14 protein-coding genes are annotated in these 15,231 nt (G+C 66.0%); 6 read left to right on the top strand and 8 right to left on the bottom strand.

Annotated elements, in window-relative coordinates:
- Nucleotide 1 precedes the first annotated feature (1 nt).
- The 5 genes from dnaK to ABIA70_RS20190 form a co-directional block, all read right to left on the bottom strand.
- Nucleotides 2-1,873 carry a molecular chaperone DnaK gene (dnaK, locus tag ABIA70_RS20210; RefSeq protein WP_354149369.1) on the bottom strand — a complete coding sequence of 624 codons (1,872 nt, stop codon included), beginning with the start codon at nucleotides 1,871-1,873 and terminating at the stop codon, nucleotides 2-4.
- Between the two features lie 223 nt (nucleotides 1,874-2,096).
- Nucleotides 2,097-2,264 carry a hypothetical protein gene (locus tag ABIA70_RS20205; RefSeq protein ID WP_354149368.1) on the bottom strand — a complete coding sequence of 56 codons (168 nt, stop codon included), beginning with the start codon at nucleotides 2,262-2,264 and terminating at the stop codon, nucleotides 2,097-2,099.
- A gap of 12 nt (nucleotides 2,265-2,276) precedes the next feature.
- The gene (locus ABIA70_RS20200) at nucleotides 2,277-2,738 is read right to left on the bottom strand and encodes a hypothetical protein (RefSeq protein WP_354149367.1); all 462 of its coding nucleotides are present in this window, start codon (nucleotides 2,736-2,738) and stop codon (nucleotides 2,277-2,279) included.
- On the bottom strand, nucleotides 2,735-5,260 hold the full coding sequence (locus tag ABIA70_RS20195; protein ID WP_354149366.1) for a molybdopterin oxidoreductase family protein: 2,526 nt from the start codon (nucleotides 5,258-5,260) through the stop codon (nucleotides 2,735-2,737). The genes ABIA70_RS20200 and ABIA70_RS20195 overlap by 4 nt, the downstream gene beginning before the upstream one ends.
- 148 nt (nucleotides 5,261-5,408) lie before the next feature.
- Complete coding sequence (locus ABIA70_RS20190) at nucleotides 5,409-6,146, bottom strand: TetR/AcrR family transcriptional regulator (RefSeq protein WP_354149365.1); 738 nt, start codon at nucleotides 6,144-6,146, stop codon at nucleotides 5,409-5,411.
- A gap of 136 nt (nucleotides 6,147-6,282) precedes the next feature.
- Here ABIA70_RS20190 and ABIA70_RS20185 point away from each other — a divergent pair, with 136 nt between their 5' ends.
- A complete protein-coding gene (locus ABIA70_RS20185; protein ID WP_354149364.1) occupies nucleotides 6,283-7,212 on the top strand; it encodes an NAD-dependent epimerase/dehydratase family protein in 930 nt (309 codons plus the stop codon).
- Here the strand turns inward: ABIA70_RS20185 and ABIA70_RS20180 are convergent.
- The 3 genes from ABIA70_RS20180 to ABIA70_RS20170 all read right to left on the bottom strand — a co-directional run bounded on the left by ABIA70_RS20180 (nucleotide 7,209) and on the right by ABIA70_RS20170 (nucleotide 11,748).
- Nucleotides 7,209-8,765 carry an MDR family MFS transporter gene (locus tag ABIA70_RS20180; protein WP_354149481.1) on the bottom strand — a complete coding sequence of 519 codons (1,557 nt, stop codon included), beginning with the start codon at nucleotides 8,763-8,765 and terminating at the stop codon, nucleotides 7,209-7,211. The genes ABIA70_RS20185 and ABIA70_RS20180 overlap by 4 nt on opposite strands.
- 56 nt (nucleotides 8,766-8,821) lie before the next feature.
- On the bottom strand, nucleotides 8,822-9,448 hold the full coding sequence (locus ABIA70_RS20175) for a TetR family transcriptional regulator (protein ID WP_354149363.1): 627 nt from the start codon (nucleotides 9,446-9,448) through the stop codon (nucleotides 8,822-8,824).
- A 92-nt stretch (nucleotides 9,449-9,540) separates the two neighbouring features.
- Nucleotides 9,541-11,748, bottom strand: coding sequence for an MMPL family transporter (locus tag ABIA70_RS20170; protein ID WP_354149362.1), 2,208 nt, complete (start codon nucleotides 11,746-11,748; stop codon nucleotides 9,541-9,543).
- A 173-nt stretch (nucleotides 11,749-11,921) separates the two neighbouring features.
- Here ABIA70_RS20170 and ABIA70_RS20165 point away from each other — a divergent pair, with 173 nt between their 5' ends.
- From ABIA70_RS20165 to ABIA70_RS20145, 5 genes are all read left to right on the top strand, one after another.
- Nucleotides 11,922-12,437: a MarR family winged helix-turn-helix transcriptional regulator gene (locus tag ABIA70_RS20165; RefSeq protein WP_354149361.1), complete on the top strand. Its 516-nt coding sequence runs from the start codon at nucleotides 11,922-11,924 to the stop codon at nucleotides 12,435-12,437.
- A 58-nt stretch (nucleotides 12,438-12,495) separates the two neighbouring features.
- Nucleotides 12,496-13,317, top strand: coding sequence for a methyltransferase domain-containing protein (locus ABIA70_RS20160; protein WP_354149360.1), 822 nt, complete (start codon nucleotides 12,496-12,498; stop codon nucleotides 13,315-13,317).
- 81 nt (nucleotides 13,318-13,398) lie between these two features.
- Nucleotides 13,399-13,851 carry a hypothetical protein gene (locus tag ABIA70_RS20155; protein ID WP_354149359.1) on the top strand — a complete coding sequence of 151 codons (453 nt, stop codon included), beginning with the start codon at nucleotides 13,399-13,401 and terminating at the stop codon, nucleotides 13,849-13,851.
- 92 nt (nucleotides 13,852-13,943) lie between these two features.
- On the top strand, nucleotides 13,944-14,567 hold the full coding sequence (locus ABIA70_RS20150) for a LysE family transporter (protein ID WP_354149358.1): 624 nt from the start codon (nucleotides 13,944-13,946) through the stop codon (nucleotides 14,565-14,567).
- Between the two features lie 116 nt (nucleotides 14,568-14,683).
- The gene (locus ABIA70_RS20145) at nucleotides 14,684-15,223 is read left to right on the top strand and encodes a low molecular weight protein-tyrosine-phosphatase (RefSeq protein ID WP_354149357.1); all 540 of its coding nucleotides are present in this window, start codon (nucleotides 14,684-14,686) and stop codon (nucleotides 15,221-15,223) included.
- Nucleotides 15,224-15,231 lie beyond the last annotated feature (8 nt).

Below are 15,231 nucleotides of genomic sequence, written 5' to 3'. Positions count from 1 at the left end.
GCTACTTCTTCGCTTCGTCTTCGTCGATGATCTCAGCGTCGACGATGTCTTCGTCAGCCTTCGTGCCCTCAGGGCCCGCTGCGCCTTCGGCACCTGTAGCGCCGGTGGCGCCATCAGGAGAACCTGCCTGGGCGTAGATGGCCTCGCCGAGCTTGCCCTGCGAAGCCTGCAGCTTCTCGAACGCGGTCTTCACGGCGGCGTCGTCCGTGCCTTCGAGTGCCTTCTTGAGGGCGTCGACGTCGGCCTGGACATCGTTCTTGACCTCTGCGGGCAGCTTGTCGGCGTTGTCGGCGATTAGCTTGTCCACGGAGTACGCGAGCTGCTCGGCCGTGTTGCGGGTGTCGGTTGCCTCGCGGCGGGCCTTGTCCTCGGCTGCGTGCTCCTCGGCGTCCTTGACCATGCGGTCAATGTCTTCCTTGGAGAGCGCGGTGCCGCCGGTGATGGTCATGGACTGTTCCTTGCCGGTGCCCTTGTCCTTCGCCGAGACGTGCACGATGCCGTTGGCGTCGATGTCGAAGGTGACCTCGACCTGCGGGACGCCGCGCGGAGCCGGTGCAATACCGGTCAGCTCGAACGTGCCCAGCGGCTTGTTGTCGCGGGTGAACTCACGCTCGCCCTGGAAGACCTGGATGGCCACGGACGGCTGGTTGTCATCCGCCGTGGTGAAGGTCTCGGAGCGCTTCGTGGGGATGGCGGTGTTGCGCTCGATCAGGTGCGTCATGACGCCGCCCTTGGTCTCGATGCCGAGGGAAAGCGGGGTGACGTCGATCAGCAGGACGTCCTTGCGCTCGCCCTTGAGGACACCGGCCTGGAGTGCGGCGCCGACAGCGACGACCTCATCGGGGTTGACGCCCTTGTTCGGCTCCTTGCCGCCGGCGAGTTCCTTGACGAGCTCGTACACGGCGGGCATACGGGTGGAACCGCCCACGAGAACGATGTGGTCGATCTCGGAGAGCTTGATGCCGGCTTCCTTGATGACATCCTGGAACGGCTTCTTGGTGCGGTCCAGCAGGTCCTTGGTGAGGTCCTGGAACTTGGCGCGGGTCAGCTGCTCGTCCAGGTGGACCGGGCCGTCGGGGGTGACGGACAGGTACTGGAGGGAGACGTTGGTGCTGGTGGAGGAGGAGAGTTCCTTCTTCGCCTGCTCGGATGCCTCGCGCAGGCGCTGCAGGGCGATCTTGTCCTTGGAGAGGTCGATGCCCTTGACCTTGAGCTGCTTGAGCAGGTAGTCAACAACGCGCTGGTCCCAGTCGTCGCCGCCGAGGTGGTTGTCACCGGCGGTGGAGCGGACCTGGATGGTGGAGAAGTTGTCTTCGTCCTTGCCGACTTCGAGCAGGGAGACGTCGAAGGTTCCGCCGCCGAGGTCGAAGACCAGGATGAGTTCGTCTTCCTTGCCCTTGTCCAGGCCGTAGGCCAGTGCTGCCGCGGTGGGCTCGTTGACGATGCGCAGGACGTTCAGGCCCGCGATTTCGCCGGCTTCCTTGGTGGCCTGGCGCTGGGCGTCGTTGAAGTACGCGGGCACGGTGACGACGGCGTCGGTGACCTTTTCGCCCAGGTACGACTCGGCGTCGTTCTTCAGCTTCATGAGGATACGGGCGGAGATTTCCTGCGCCGTGTACTTCTTGTCGTCTACGGAGACGGACCAGTCAGTGCCCATGTGGCGCTTGACGGAGGCGATGGTGCGGTCAATGTTGTTGACGGCCTGGCGCTTGGCGATCTCGCCGACCAGGACTTCGCCGGACTTGGAGAATGCAACGACCGACGGCGTGGTGCGGCCACCCTCGGCGTTGGCAATAACGGTGGGCTCGCCACCTTCGAGAACGGAGACGACGGAGTTGGTGGTTCCGAGGTCGATACCTACTGCACGTGACATGTGTTGCTTCCTTCTTTCTTGTGGAAACTTGCGTTCCGCCCACTCATTGAGCGTTCTAGACTCAACTCTACCCGCGGGCCGGATGTTGTCAAGACAAGTTGAGTGGGATGCGCTCAACTTTGGGCATTCGGGTAGCCCCGTACCTGGGCAGCCCGCGGAATCAAGCGGTTTTTGGGCACGCCGAATGCGGCAACGGCGGTGTTCGCTGTGCGTGAACGGTCTCTTAGGAATCCCTGTCCAAGTCCACTTGGGTCTCGCGGGCATCCTCCGGCGTGCGGTCCGCGGCCTCAGCATGGGCGAAGCCGGCCTCGTCGTACTGGTCGCCCTCGCCGTCCAGGCCGGGCTCAGTGCTCGCCTTCCGGGGTTCGCCTTCCGGTGCTGTCTCAGTCACGGTGATCTCCTTTCAGCGTGCCGCCACCAGGGCTTGCGGCGCCGCCTGTTTCATCCTGGTCTGCAGCCATTGGAGCTGGATTGTCGTTTCAGAGTCGCACTTTTCCACCACCGCCAGGAGCTCCTCGTCCCGGAGGGCCGAGGCCGCCTGCTTGATCATGGTCCAGGTGATGTCCACGAGGCTCGCCAGCAGGTACAGATCCTGCAGATCGCGCAGCAGCCCCACCGGCCCGCTGCGGGTACCGGCCAGGCCCTCGGCATGCAGCCGTTCAGGTTCGTTGTCGGAGGTGTCCTCACCGTAGCGTTCGACGACGGGCTGCAGCTTCCGCTCATGCTCGTCGCATTGCTTCGCGAGGGTGAGGCACAGGAAGTGGACATCCGGTTCGGCACCATGCCCGTCGGCCACCTCGCGGTAGGACCGGGCCAGGGTTTCCTCGGCCTTGCGCAGCAGGCCCAGGTAGATTTTGAGGTTCATCGCGGGCCTCCGGTGGCATCCGGCGTGGCGGCATCGGAGCCCGTGGCTCCCGAGCTGATGGCGCCGGGAAACTGTGGTGGCAGGCCGGGGCTGGGGACCTCGGAGGCTTCGGCATCCCGGCCGCCCACCGTCGCGGGGACCTGCGCGTCACCGGTAGGGCGGGAGGCCGTCGTCGTGGGCGCGGGCGCCGGGCCGGCGGCCCCGGCAATCCGCTCCACCTTCACCGCCGCGTTCTTGAACACCGGCTGCTTGGAGACGGGATCCCACTCGGTGATCGTCAGTTCGTTGGCGGCCGTGGGGTGTTCGCCGGGACCGTCAGCGCTGTCCCAGTAGCCGTAATGGAACGGCGCAAATACGCTTCCTGGCCGGATGCCGCTGACGCGGACCGGGGCCTCGATCCTTCCGCGGCGGGAAGTAACCCTGACCACGTCACCTTCGGATATCCCCATTGCGGCCGCGTCCTCAGCGGCCATCTCCACCCAGGCCTTCGGCGCAGCAGCGGTGAGCGGCTTGGACCGCCCGGTCTTGGTCCGGGTATGGAAATGGTAGGCGGTGCGGCCGGTCGTGTACCGCAGCGGATACTCCCGGTCCGGCTCCTCATGGGGCGGGGTATAGGGAGCGCTGCGCAGAATGGCCCGGCCGGCCGGGGCCAGGGCCTTGTACTGGGCCGGCGGAATGGCGGCGCCGGTCAGGAGGTCGTGCCCGTAGTTTTCACAGTAATCAGGCTCAGTGGGGAACACGCCGTCCTCGTACAGCCGGACACGGCCATCCGGGTTCTCCCCGTTGCACGGCCAGGGGATGCCGCTGCCGCCGCGGAGCCGTTCGTAGCTGATTCCCGTGTAGTCGCAGGGCCGCCCGCGCGAGCACTCCTTCCAGGCTTCGAAGGCTTCCTCGGGTCCCCTCCAGCGCAGGAGCGGCTCCCCCTCCTCGGTCCTGAAGTCCATCCGGCGCGAGTAGTCCAGGAAGATCTCGAGGTCCGGCCGCGCCTCCCCCGGGGGTTCCACTGCCTTGTCCGAGAGGTGCACGGTGCGGTTGGCGTTGGTGAAGGTCCCGGTCTTTTCGCCCCAGCCGGCGGCTGGAAGGACGACGTCGGCCGCCTGGGCTGTCTCGGTCAGGTACAGGTCCTGCACCACGAGGAAGAGTTCGGGCTTGGCGAGGATCTCCCTGATCCTCGGGAGCTCGGGCAGGGATACGGCGGGGTTGGTGGCGGAAACCCACAGGAATTCGATGGAACCCTGCTCCGCATAGCGGAAGATCTGCATGGCGTGGGTGGGCGGCGCCCAATGCGGAATGATGGCCGGGTCCACCTTCCAGAGCCGGGCCAGGTCCTTGATGTGGTCCTCGTTCTCCCAGTTCCGGAAGCCCGGCAGGTCGCCGTCGGCCCCGCATTCCCGGTTGTTCTGGGCGGTCGGCTGGCCGTTCATCTGCAGGATCCCGGCGCCGGGGCGTCCCAGCATTCCGCGGAGCAGGTGCAGGTTGTTGACCTGGCAGGAGGACGCGGTGGCCTGTGATGACTGGTAGAAGCCCTGCAGGACCGTGGAGAGCACCCGGCCTGAGGTGCCGAAGATCCGCGCCGCCTTCCGGATGTCGTCCGCAGCAACGCCGCACGTTTCGGCTGCGGCCTCGGCAGTCCACGGCTCCACCGTCTTCCGGAGATCCTCCAGCCCAAGCGTATGCTCGCCGAGGTAGCCCCCGTCCTCCCAGCCGTTATGGAGGATCTCCCGGACAAGGGCATGCATCAGGGCCAAATTGGTCCCCGGTTTCACGGCAAGGTGCACGTCGGCGTGCCGTGCCACCTCGGTGTCCCGCGGATCCACGCAGACAACCAGGGGCCGGTCCGGGCCGGCAATCCTGTCCAGCACACGGGACCACAGGACCGTCTGGGTTTCGGCCATGTTGTGCCCGTACAGGAAGATGGCGTCGCAGTGGTCGATGTCCTGGTACGCCCCGGGCTGGCCGTCGGCACCGAAGGTCTCCTTCAGCGCGGCCGCCGCCGTGGCGGTGCACAGCCGGGTGTTGCCGTCCATATGCGGGGTGCCGATGCCGGCCTTCCCGATTACGGCCAGCGCGTAGTACTCCTCCAGGAACAGCTGGCCGCTTGTGTAGAAACCGTGGCTGAGCGGCCCGCGTTCCTGCAGCAGTTGCCGGCTCCGGCCCACAATGCGTTCCATCGCAGTGTCCCAGCTGCACTCCACCAGCCGCCCGTTTTCGCGGATCAGCGGGCTGGTCAGCCGGTCCTTGTGGGAGACACCCTGCCAGCTCGCGAACAGGCCCTTGGGCCCCAGCCGGCCGTGATTGACCAGGTCGCCGGCGCGGCCGCGGATGCCCACCATGGCGCCGTCCTTGACTGCGATATCGCAGGCGCAGCCGTTGCTGCAGAGGACGCAGGCCGACTGCACCCAGCGGTCCACGTCCGCTTCCGCCAGGCCGCCGTCGAGCGCCTGGTCAACGCGCACGGGCCACAGCCCATCGCGGGCATAGGGCGTCCGGCTTCCCCAGATCTCGGCAATACGGTCAGCCATGCGGGCCTCCAGGACTTCACGTTCAGCGGGCGGCGGGTGAATCATTTGCTGCTGATCACGCTAGACCCGGATGCCAGGCAGCGGAAGGGCAGCATGCTTAGCATGTGTGCGCCCGCAGATATTCGCCAGGGCGTCCTCAGGCGAACACTCAGTCGCGGAGTCCGGCAAGCCTGGCAAGTACGGCGAGATGGTGCTCGAACAGCTCGTCGCGGGCGCTGAATGTTTCCGCCCCGTACTGGCCGAACACCTCGAAGCTCACCGTTCCGAACAGCGAAGTCCACACCAGCGCTCCGTTGGCGAGCACAGCATCCGGCACCTCAAGCCCCAGTTCGGCGCGGATCGCCGCCAGGTCGGCGGAAAGGGCGGAAGGCACGACGGCGGCACCCGGCTCCGGGGCCAGCGCCCCTGCCCGGTAGGCGGAGTCAACTATCCCCACCAGTCTGAAGATGACGCGCGTGCCTGGCGTTGTGGTCCGGCCGGCGGGAGCCTGGTACCCCGGCACCGGGCTGCCGAACAGGAGGCCGTACCGGGCCGGCTCCTTCAAGGCCCAGCCCCGGACGGCCCGGCCTAGCGCCGTGAACCGTCCGGCGAAGTCATGCTCCGGCACCGCATCCACCGCGGCATCCACAGCGTCGCCGAGCTCATCGTAGGCGTCGACCAGCAGCAGGGTCAGGAGCTCGTCGCGGTTGGCGACGTAGCGGTAGACGGCCGAGGAAACCACGCCGAGGTCCCTCGCGACAGCCCGGAGCGACAAGGCCGCCGCGCCGTCCGTGGCCAGGTGCACGCGCCCCAGCCGGACGATGTCCGCAATGGTCTGGGCGCGTGCCCGTTCACGCGGCGTCCGCTGTAAGGGGATGGTTTCCGTGCTGGCGCCTGGGTCGGTCATGGACCCAGCATGCTGCACAAGTCAGAGCAGAGTCAACATTTGAGAGCACTGCTCTTGACGGTTCACGAAGCGGAGCCCAGACTGAAAGGAGAGCACTGCTCTCATGGTGGGAGATAACGCTCATGGAGGAGAAGTCATGAACGATGTACACGTGGTTACCGGGGCGGGCCCCGTCGGCTGGACCGTTGCCGAGCAGCTCGCGGCCGAGGGAAAGAACGTCCGGATCCTGACGCGGTCGGGCAGCGGGCCCGGGCACCCCCTCGTGGAGAGGCTTAGGGCGGACGTCAGGGATCCCGCACAGGTGCGGGGAGCTTTCGTGGGGGCAACCGCGGTGTACCACTGCATCCACGGCTCTGCCTACAGCGTGGACGCATGGCAGGCCGAACTTCCCCTGGCCGAGCAAACGGTGCTGGCCGCGGCGGGTGTGGCAGGCGCCGTCGTCGTTTTTCCCGAGAGCCTTTACTCGTATGGCGGGCCGGAGCGCCCCATGACGGAGGCCGGCCCCCGGAACGCTGCGGGCGGCAAGCGCGGTGTACGGACCGGGCTGCTGGCGGCCAGGACTTCCTCGGCCACCGACACCGTCAGCATGGTGTCAGGCGACTTTTTCGGCCCCCGGGTACGGGGTGCGCACGCCGGCGAGCGCATGGTCCCCGCGGTGCTGGCCGGAAAGAAGGTGTGGGTGCTCGGCAGTGCCGACCAGCCGCATTCGTTCACGTATGTGCCGGACCTGGCCGCCGCGATGATCCACGCCGCCCGCACGCCGTCGCTGTGGAACAGGGTCTGGCATACGCCCACGGGCCCGGCCCTGACCCAGCGGCAACTGGCGTCCGCGTTCACCGAGGCGGCCGGGGTGCATGCACCAAGGATCGGAACCATGCCCGCGTGGGCTATCCGGGCAACGGGTGTGTTCTCCAAGGATGTCCGGGAGCTGGCGGAAATGCTGTACCAGTTCCAGAAGCCCTTTGTGATGGACTCGGCCGCAAGCCAGGCCGCCCTGGGCCTGCGCCCCACCCCGCTTCCCGAAGCCGCAGCGGCGACGGTGGAGTGGTGGCGGGCGCAGGGCTAGGCCCTGGCGGCGACGGCGGCTTCCTCGTCGGCGTCGTCAGCCGTGATCAGGATGTTCCCCTCGGAAATGGACTCGGACAGCACATCATGCTCGACGGCCGTGGCCAGCGCCTTTTCCTTGACGAAGCACATCAGCAGCGCGGCCACCAGGGCCAGCGGGACCATCCAGATGAAGATGGGCGTCAGTGCATCGTTATATGAGGAAACGATGATCTCTTTGATGGGGGCAGGCAAGGTACCCACGACGGCGGGCGTCAGCGAGTTGGACCCGCCGGGCGCTCCCCCGCCCTGCGCCGCGGCGGGGAGCCGTTCGACCAGCAGTGCCGCCAGCCGGCTGGCGAACAGGCTGCCGACGACGGCGGAGCCCAGGGTGGCGCCGATCTGGCGGAAGAAGTTGTTCGACGCCGTCGCCGTGCCGACCTCGCGCAGCGGGAACGAGTTCTGCACGATCAGGACCATGATCTGCATGCTCAGGCCAAGGCCCAGGCCCATGACGGCCAGGTAGGCGCAGATTTCCCAGAGGGGTGAGTCCGGCTTGAGGGTGGAGAGCAGCACAAGGGCGGCGGCGACCAGCACTCCGCCGGCGATCGGCATCCATTTGTAGCGCCCGGTGCGGCTGACCAGTTGGCCCGAGACCACCGAAGCGACGAGCAGTGCCCCCATCATCGGGATCATCAGCAGGCCCGAATCAGTGGCATTGACGCTGAAAGCCATCTGCAGGTAGGTGGGCAGGTAGCCGATGGCACCGAACATGGCCACACCGATCAGCAGGCCGGCAACCGTGGCGAGGTTGAAGTTGAGGTCCTTGAAGAGGTGCAGCGGAATGATCGGCTCGACGGTCCGGCTCTCCACGAAGACAAAGGCGGCGGCGCTGGCAACAGTCCCGGCGATCAGGCCCAGGATGATCGGGTCGGTCCACTCGTACTTGCTGCCGCCCCACGTGGCGAAGAGGACGAGGCAGGTGGTGGCAATGGCCAGGAGCACCATGCCTCCGAGGTCCAGCCGCGGCTTCCCGCTGTGCTTGGGCAGTTTCAGGAAGAAGAAAGCGCCGGCCAGGGCCAGCAAACCCAGCGGGATGTTGATCCAGAACACCCAGCGCCAGCCGGGGCCCTCAGTGAACCAGCCACCCAGCAGCGGGCCCGCGACCGAGGCGATGGCGAAGACGCCGCCCATCATGCCCATGTACTTGCCGCGTTCGCGGGCAGGCACCACGTCGGCAATGACGGCCTGGGACAGGATCATCAGGCCGCCGCCGCCGAGGCCCTGGATCACGCGGCCGACGATCAGCGCGCTCATATCGTTGGCCAGGCCGCCGACGACCGAACCGGCCATGAACAGCAGGATGGCTGCCATCAGGAGCGACTTGCGCCCCATGAGGTCGCCCAGCTTGCCGTAGATGGGCATGGTGACCGTGGAAGCCAGAATGAAGGCAGTGATGACCCACAGCATGTCATTGACGCCGTGGAGTTCACCCACGATGGTGGGCAGCGCCGTGCTGAGCACGGTCTGGTTCAACGATGCCAGGAGCATGGAGAGCATCAGGCCGACGAACATCAGGACGATGTGCTGCTTCCCGGCAAGCTTTCCCTCGGTGGGGATTGCGTGGTTGGTCAAGAAAGTTTCCTTTGCAGATGGTGGAAAAGTGCCACCGCGGGAGCGAGGTCCTCGGGGGTGAGTCCTGTGGCGGGGTCGAAATCGGGGGATTTTGCCCTGAAGCGGACGGGCACTGAGGCAAGCATGACGATCATCCGCGCCGTGTCCTCGGGGCTGAATCCTGCGGCGCCGCCGGACCAGGAAGGCTCACCGGACAGCGCCTCGACGACGGCCCCGCAGACCAGGGCCTCGGCCTTGGCGATGTACTCCATATGCCGCTGGAACAGGTCCGGGTACCGCAGCAGCAGCTCGCGCCGCCGGGCAGGGTCCGTGTCCCCGATGGCTGAACGGGCGACAGCCACGAGCAGCAGCGACGCCTGTGCCAGGAGGTCCCGCGCGCCGGTCAGCTTGGCTGATTCGTCAGGATCGAGCACAGGCTCACGAAGGCCCAGGACGGCGTCTTCCTTCGAGGGGAAATAGTTGAAGAAAGTCCGGGCAGATACGCCGGCACTGTCCGCAATGGCCTCAACCGTGGCCTGCTCCAGGCCGCGCTGTTGGGCCAGGGATGCCGCAGCCTCATGGAGCGCGGTCCAGGTTTCAACCTTGCGGCGCTCCCTCAGGCCGGGAGAAGCAACGGTGTTCATTCATTTATTTTTGCACAACTGCAAATACTGCACAAATGCAAGTTTGCGTGGTTGCAGTTTTGCCGGGTGCCCGGAGAGGCCTCGCAGCAGGCCTAGCGGCGGCCGGCGCCCTCCAGGTCGGTCTCGGGGCTGCCGACGGCATCCCGCTGGACGGCCGCGTCCAGCTCCGGCTTGCCGGGCTTGCTGGGCCACCAGATGCGCGGTCCGATGTCGTAGGCGAGGGCTGGTACGAGCAGCGAGCGCACCAGCACGGTGTCAAGCAGCACGCCGAAGGCCACGATGAACGCCAGCTGAACCAGGAACATGATGGGGATGATGCTGAGCGCAGCGAACGTGGCAGCCAGCACCACTCCGGCCGAGGTGATCACGCCCCCGGTCACACCCAGTCCGCGCAGGATGCCCGGCCGGGTGCCGTGCTTCAGCGACTCCTCGCGCACCCGGCTCATCAGGAAGATGTTGTAGTCCACGCCGAGGGCAACCAGGAAGACGAAGCCGAACAGTGGAACGGTGGCGTCAGCGCCCGGGAAGCCCAGGATGTTGTTGAAGACCAGGGCCGAGACGCCCATGGCAGCGCCATAGGACAGGACCACGGAGAGCACCAGCAGGACGGGCGCCAGCACCGAGCGCAAAAGCAGCATCAGGATCACCAGGATGACCGCCAGGACGATGGGGATGATGATCACCAGGTCACGCTGGGCTGTGGTGTTGGTGTCCAGGGCCGTTGCCGTGACCCCGCCCACCAGCGCTCCGGCGTCGACTGTTTTCACCTGCTCACGCAGCACCTTGACGGCATCCTCGGCCTCAATCGAGTCCGCCGCGTAGTTCAGGGTGGCGTTGATCACTACCTTGCCTTCGCGGACATCCGGCGACACCGGCGCACCGGGGGCTCCGGTGATGGGAACGCTCCCCTGCGCCAACAGATAAGCGTCTCCGACGCCGTCGGCCGCCTTGACCTTGGCCAGCACCGCGTCGGCCTTGCCTTGGTCTGCAACCACGACGGCGGGGCTGCCGCTGCCGGCGTCGAAATGGCGCGCCAGCGCATCCTGGCCATCCACGGCGTTGGACGCCGAGAGGATGACGTCGGTCTGCGGCACCCCGTTGGCTTTAAGCTGCAGAACCCCGGCCGAAGCAGCGAGCAGAAGCAGGACCGAAGCGATCCACACGGTGCGGGGGCGCCGCGACACGAGCGAGCCAGTTGCCCGCCAGAGGCCCTTCTGTCCTTCCAGGCCGGTGACCAGTTCCGGTTCGCGCTCGTCCGCAGGTACCAGCCTGGGAACGAACGGCCAGAAGGCGGCGCGGCCCAGAAGCGCCATCAATGCGGGCAGGAGGGTCAGCGCGGCAAACAGCGAGCAGAGGATGCCGGCGGCGGCCACCGGGCCGAGCGCTTTGTTGGAATTCAGGTCGGAGAAGAGCAGGCACAGCAGGGCGATGATCACCGTGGCGCCCGACGCCAGAATGGGTTCGAACGAGGCCTTCCAGGCAGTCACCACGGCTGCGGTCCGGTTATGGGTGTGGGTCAGTGCCTCCCGGAACCTCGCCACGTAAAGCAGCGCATAGTCCGTGGCTGCGCCGATCACCAGGATGGAAAGAATGCCCTGGCTCTGGCCGTTGAGCTGGATCCACCCGAGCTTGGCCATTCCAAACACCAGCAGGATCGCGGCGCACAGGGCAAACACCGAAGTCAGGAGGACGGCGATGGGAAGGAGGAGTGAACGGTAGACGATCAGCAGGATCACGAAGACGGCACCGAGCGCAACCAGGAGCAGGATCCCGTCAATCCCGGCGAAAGCACTTACCAGGTCAGCCGCCAGCCCGGCAGGACCTGTCACGTAGGTCTGCATCCCCTCCGGCGCCGCCTCGGCGAGGAAGCCGCGCAGTTCCTGCACGGACTCCTTCACCTCGCCCGAGGAATCGATGGGGGCGATGAACTGCACGGCCTTCCCGTCCTCGGACGGGATGGGCCCGATCACGGTACTGCCCAGCCCCAGGCCCTCTATCCCGGTCTTCAGCGATGCAAGTTCCCGGAGCCCGGACGGACCGATGGCAGCGTCGCCCTCAATGACGATGACCGCCGGGACCTCGTCGGAGTCACGGAATTTGCTTTGCCAGTCCTGCGCCGCGGTGGCCTCTGCCCCTGCCGGAAGGAACGACGCCTGGTCGTTGGATGAGACCTCATCGAGCCGCCCGAACGTGGGACCGCCGACTCCGGCGATGGCCAGCCAGGCCAGCACCAGCACCGCGGGAATGAGCCAGCGCAGCCAGAACGGAACCCGCGCTTTATGTTGGGGAGAGGATTTCATGATTCCTTCAGGGCTCGGCTTTGGTGAGGGGGAATACAATTGATTCCATCATAGAGTATCTCCACCGTGGAGATAAGTCCTGCTTGGAGATAAGTCCTCGTGATAGCCCTCCGGAAAATGCGTGCAGTAATATCCGTCAGGGCGGTCAATCAGCTAGAGGAGGAACGCTTTACATGGCAGAAGAAGCGTTCCAGCGCCCTGAGAACAGTGCCCCCCAGGCCCTGGTGCGGCTCCTCCAGGACTTCACTCTTGAGGCCAACCGCTACGTGGACACGGCCGGGGCGCGCAACGACATGCACCGCACCGACCTCAACGCGCTCGCGGTCATCATGCGGCATTCCGCTAAGGGCACCGTGGTCACTCCGGGCATCCTGCGGAAGGAACTCCACCTCAGCTCCCCCGCCACCACGGCACTGATCGACCGGCTGGTCCAGTCCGGGCACGTCATCCGCGAGCGGGTCGGCTCGGACCGCCGGCAGGTCCAGCTCCGCATGACCCCCAAAGCCTTCCAGGACGGGGGCGCCATGTTCATGCCGCTCTCGCGCCACATGGGCACGGCCATGGCCGCCTTCGCGGAGCAGGAACTCGAGACGGTGACGCGTTTCATGACCGCAATGGTGGAGGCCACCATCGCGGCCCGGCAGGAAGCGTCCGACGACGGGCCCGCCTCACCCGTCCAGCCCACCTAGGCTGGCACTCCCGCGGCGGCTCCTCCCATTCAGGCCACGACGGCGGTAGCGTTTGGTTATGAGTGCGCAGCAGCCTGAAGACGACGATGTGTACACGCACGGCCACCACGAGTCGGTGGTCCGCGCCCACGCTGCCAGGACCGCCGAGAATTCCGCAGCCTTCGTCATTCCGCACCTCACGCCGGGCATCAGCGTGCTCGACGTCGGCTGTGGACCGGGAAGCATCACGTGCGATTTCGCCGTCCTGGTTTCCCCCGGCAAGGTGACGGGGCTGGACAGGTCCCCGGATATCATCACCCAGGCCACCGCCCTTGCTGCCGAACGCGGCGTGGCCAATGCGGAGTTCGTGGCCGGCAACATCTATGACCTGGACTTTGAGGACGAAACGTTCGACCTCGTGCACGCCCACCAGGTCCTGCAGCACCTGACGGACCCGGTTGAAGCGCTCCGCGAGATGCGCCGCGTGGCGAAGCCGGGCGGGATTGTGGCGGTGCGCGACGCCGATTTCCACGGCATGAGCTGGTACCCCGCCATTCCCGAATTGGACGAATGGATGGATCTGTACCAGCGGATTGCCCGCCGCAACGGGGCAGAGCCCGACGCCGGCCGCCGCCTGGTTTCCTGGGCCCAGGCCGCAGGGTTCACCGATGTCGCCCCCTCCAGCAGCAACTGGCTCTATGCCACCGGACAGCAACGGCGCTGGCAGGCCCGGGTCTGGGGCGAACGGGTGCTGCATTCAGCCTTCGCGGAGCAAGCCCTGGAGTATGGCTTCGCCAACCCTGCGGACCTCGCGCGGATCTCGGCGGGCTGGCACCGGTGGGGGTCCACCGACGACGGCTGGTTCCTGATTCCGAACGGTGAGGTCATCGCCCGGGCCTGATGCCTTCGGGATTGGGGCGCGTTTTCCACATGGCCAGATTATGGGGGTACGGGACTGGCCGGGCGCGAATAGCCTCGAAGCATGATCATTCAAGCAGGCTTCGACCTTGAATTGCTTGCCCGGCTGCTGATAGCGCCCACGGGCATTGTCCAGCCCAAGCTCGTGGTGATTGAGCTGGACGCCGACATGCAGTTCGCGGACATTCAGGTTGTGAGTCACCAATTCGACGGACGGTTGGAGCCCCACGTCGAAGCCATCCTGGATCAACTGGATCCGAACGGGACGCGGTATTTTGCCATCGCCCATGCCGGTGTCTGGCCGGAGTGCCCTGACGCCGACTCGCCGATCCTTGAAGAAGCGCACGAGCTGCGAACACGTGCCCACCAGCGCGGATTCCTCATGATCGGGCATTTGGGCCTTGAAGAGACCGAATACATGTCCAATGGTCCGCACTACTACTTTGACCGCTACCATCTGGGCCTCCCGTGCACCATGGACCATTGGGTCCATTCAAGGCACGGCCAATGTGAGTGAACCGGCCAGCCCCGCAAGCAGGAAATGCGGGCATTCCAGCCGGTGGAATCCCGTGGTGCAGCGCCTGCTGAGCACAGCACTAAACTTGTCTGGTGCAATTCTCCCTTTGGCTCGCATTGGCGGGCGCCGGCGTCCTGATCAGCTTCACTCCCGGCGCCGGTGCCATCAACACGATGAGCAACTCGCTGACGTCCGGATTCCGGCGCTCGATCTGGGGAATTTTGGGTCAGCAGGCCGCCCTTGTCGTCCATGTGGTCATCGTGGCGTTGGGTGTGGGAGTCCTGGTGGCGAGTTCCCCGGTGGCCTTCAACGTGATCCGCTATGCGGGAGCGGCTTATCTGGTGTACCTGGGTATCCGGCAGTTCCTCAGCCAGCCGGATCTGGACCAGGAGCAGGCCGCTGCGCTGGGAGACGAGCCAGCCTGGTCAATGTTCCGGCGCGGCCTCTGGGTGAACCTGCTGAACCCCAAGGCGATCGTTTTCTTCCTCGCCTTCATGCCGCAGTTCATCCGCCCGGAGCAGCCGCTCCTGCCTCAATATGTTGTCCTCACGGCTACCGTGGTGGCGATCGACATTCTGGTCATGTGGTTCTTTTTCGCCTTGGCCGCCAAGTCGTTCCAGCGCTTCACGCACGACGCCCGCGGGCAGAAGATCCTCAGCAGGATTTTCGGCGTGCTTTTTGTGGCAGTCGGCATTCTCCTTGCCTTGATCCACTAGACCGCAGCCATCCCGGCCCGCCGCTTGACTGAACTCTGTGAGTGCTTGACCAATTCTGTAAGATTCGGCGGACCGCTGCTAGCCAAGACCCTCCTCCATCCCTCATGCTTAGCTCCATGAACTCATCGCCGAGCCCATACCGCATCATCGCCGTATGCACGGGCAATATCTGCCGGTCGCCCATGGCCGAGTTGATGCTGACGGCGGCTTTTGTCGCTGAAGGACTTGAGGGCCAGGTGATGGTGGACTCGGCAGGCACCACCGGTTACGAGGCAGGGCGGCCTATAGACCCGCGGGCCGCCCGGAGGCTGGCCATCACCCATCTCAGCTCCGAACACCATGTTGCCCGCGAATGGAAGACGCCCTGGTTCCGCGAACGCGACCTGATCCTGGCGCTGGACGTGGATCACTACGCCTGGCTGCGCGATGCGGCTCCGGACCCGGAGTCCATGAACAAAGTCCGCATGCTCCGCAGCTTCGACCCCGCGGTTATCGGCAGTGACCTCCTGGATCAGGGCATCGAGGATCCCTGGTACGGCGGCCAGGCCGATTTTGACGCAGTCTGGCGGCAGATCCATGGCGCCGTCCCCGGCATCGTCGAGCACGTCCGCAAGGTTCTCCGCCAGGAGGCGCCGCACCGGCTGCTGATCCGGTAGCGGTACGC

Source organism: Arthrobacter sp. 754, assembly GCF_040548695.1.
In the GTDB taxonomy this organism is placed as follows: domain Bacteria; phylum Actinomycetota; class Actinomycetes; order Actinomycetales; family Micrococcaceae; genus Arthrobacter.
This window is presented reverse-complemented; position numbering and strand designations above follow the sequence as displayed.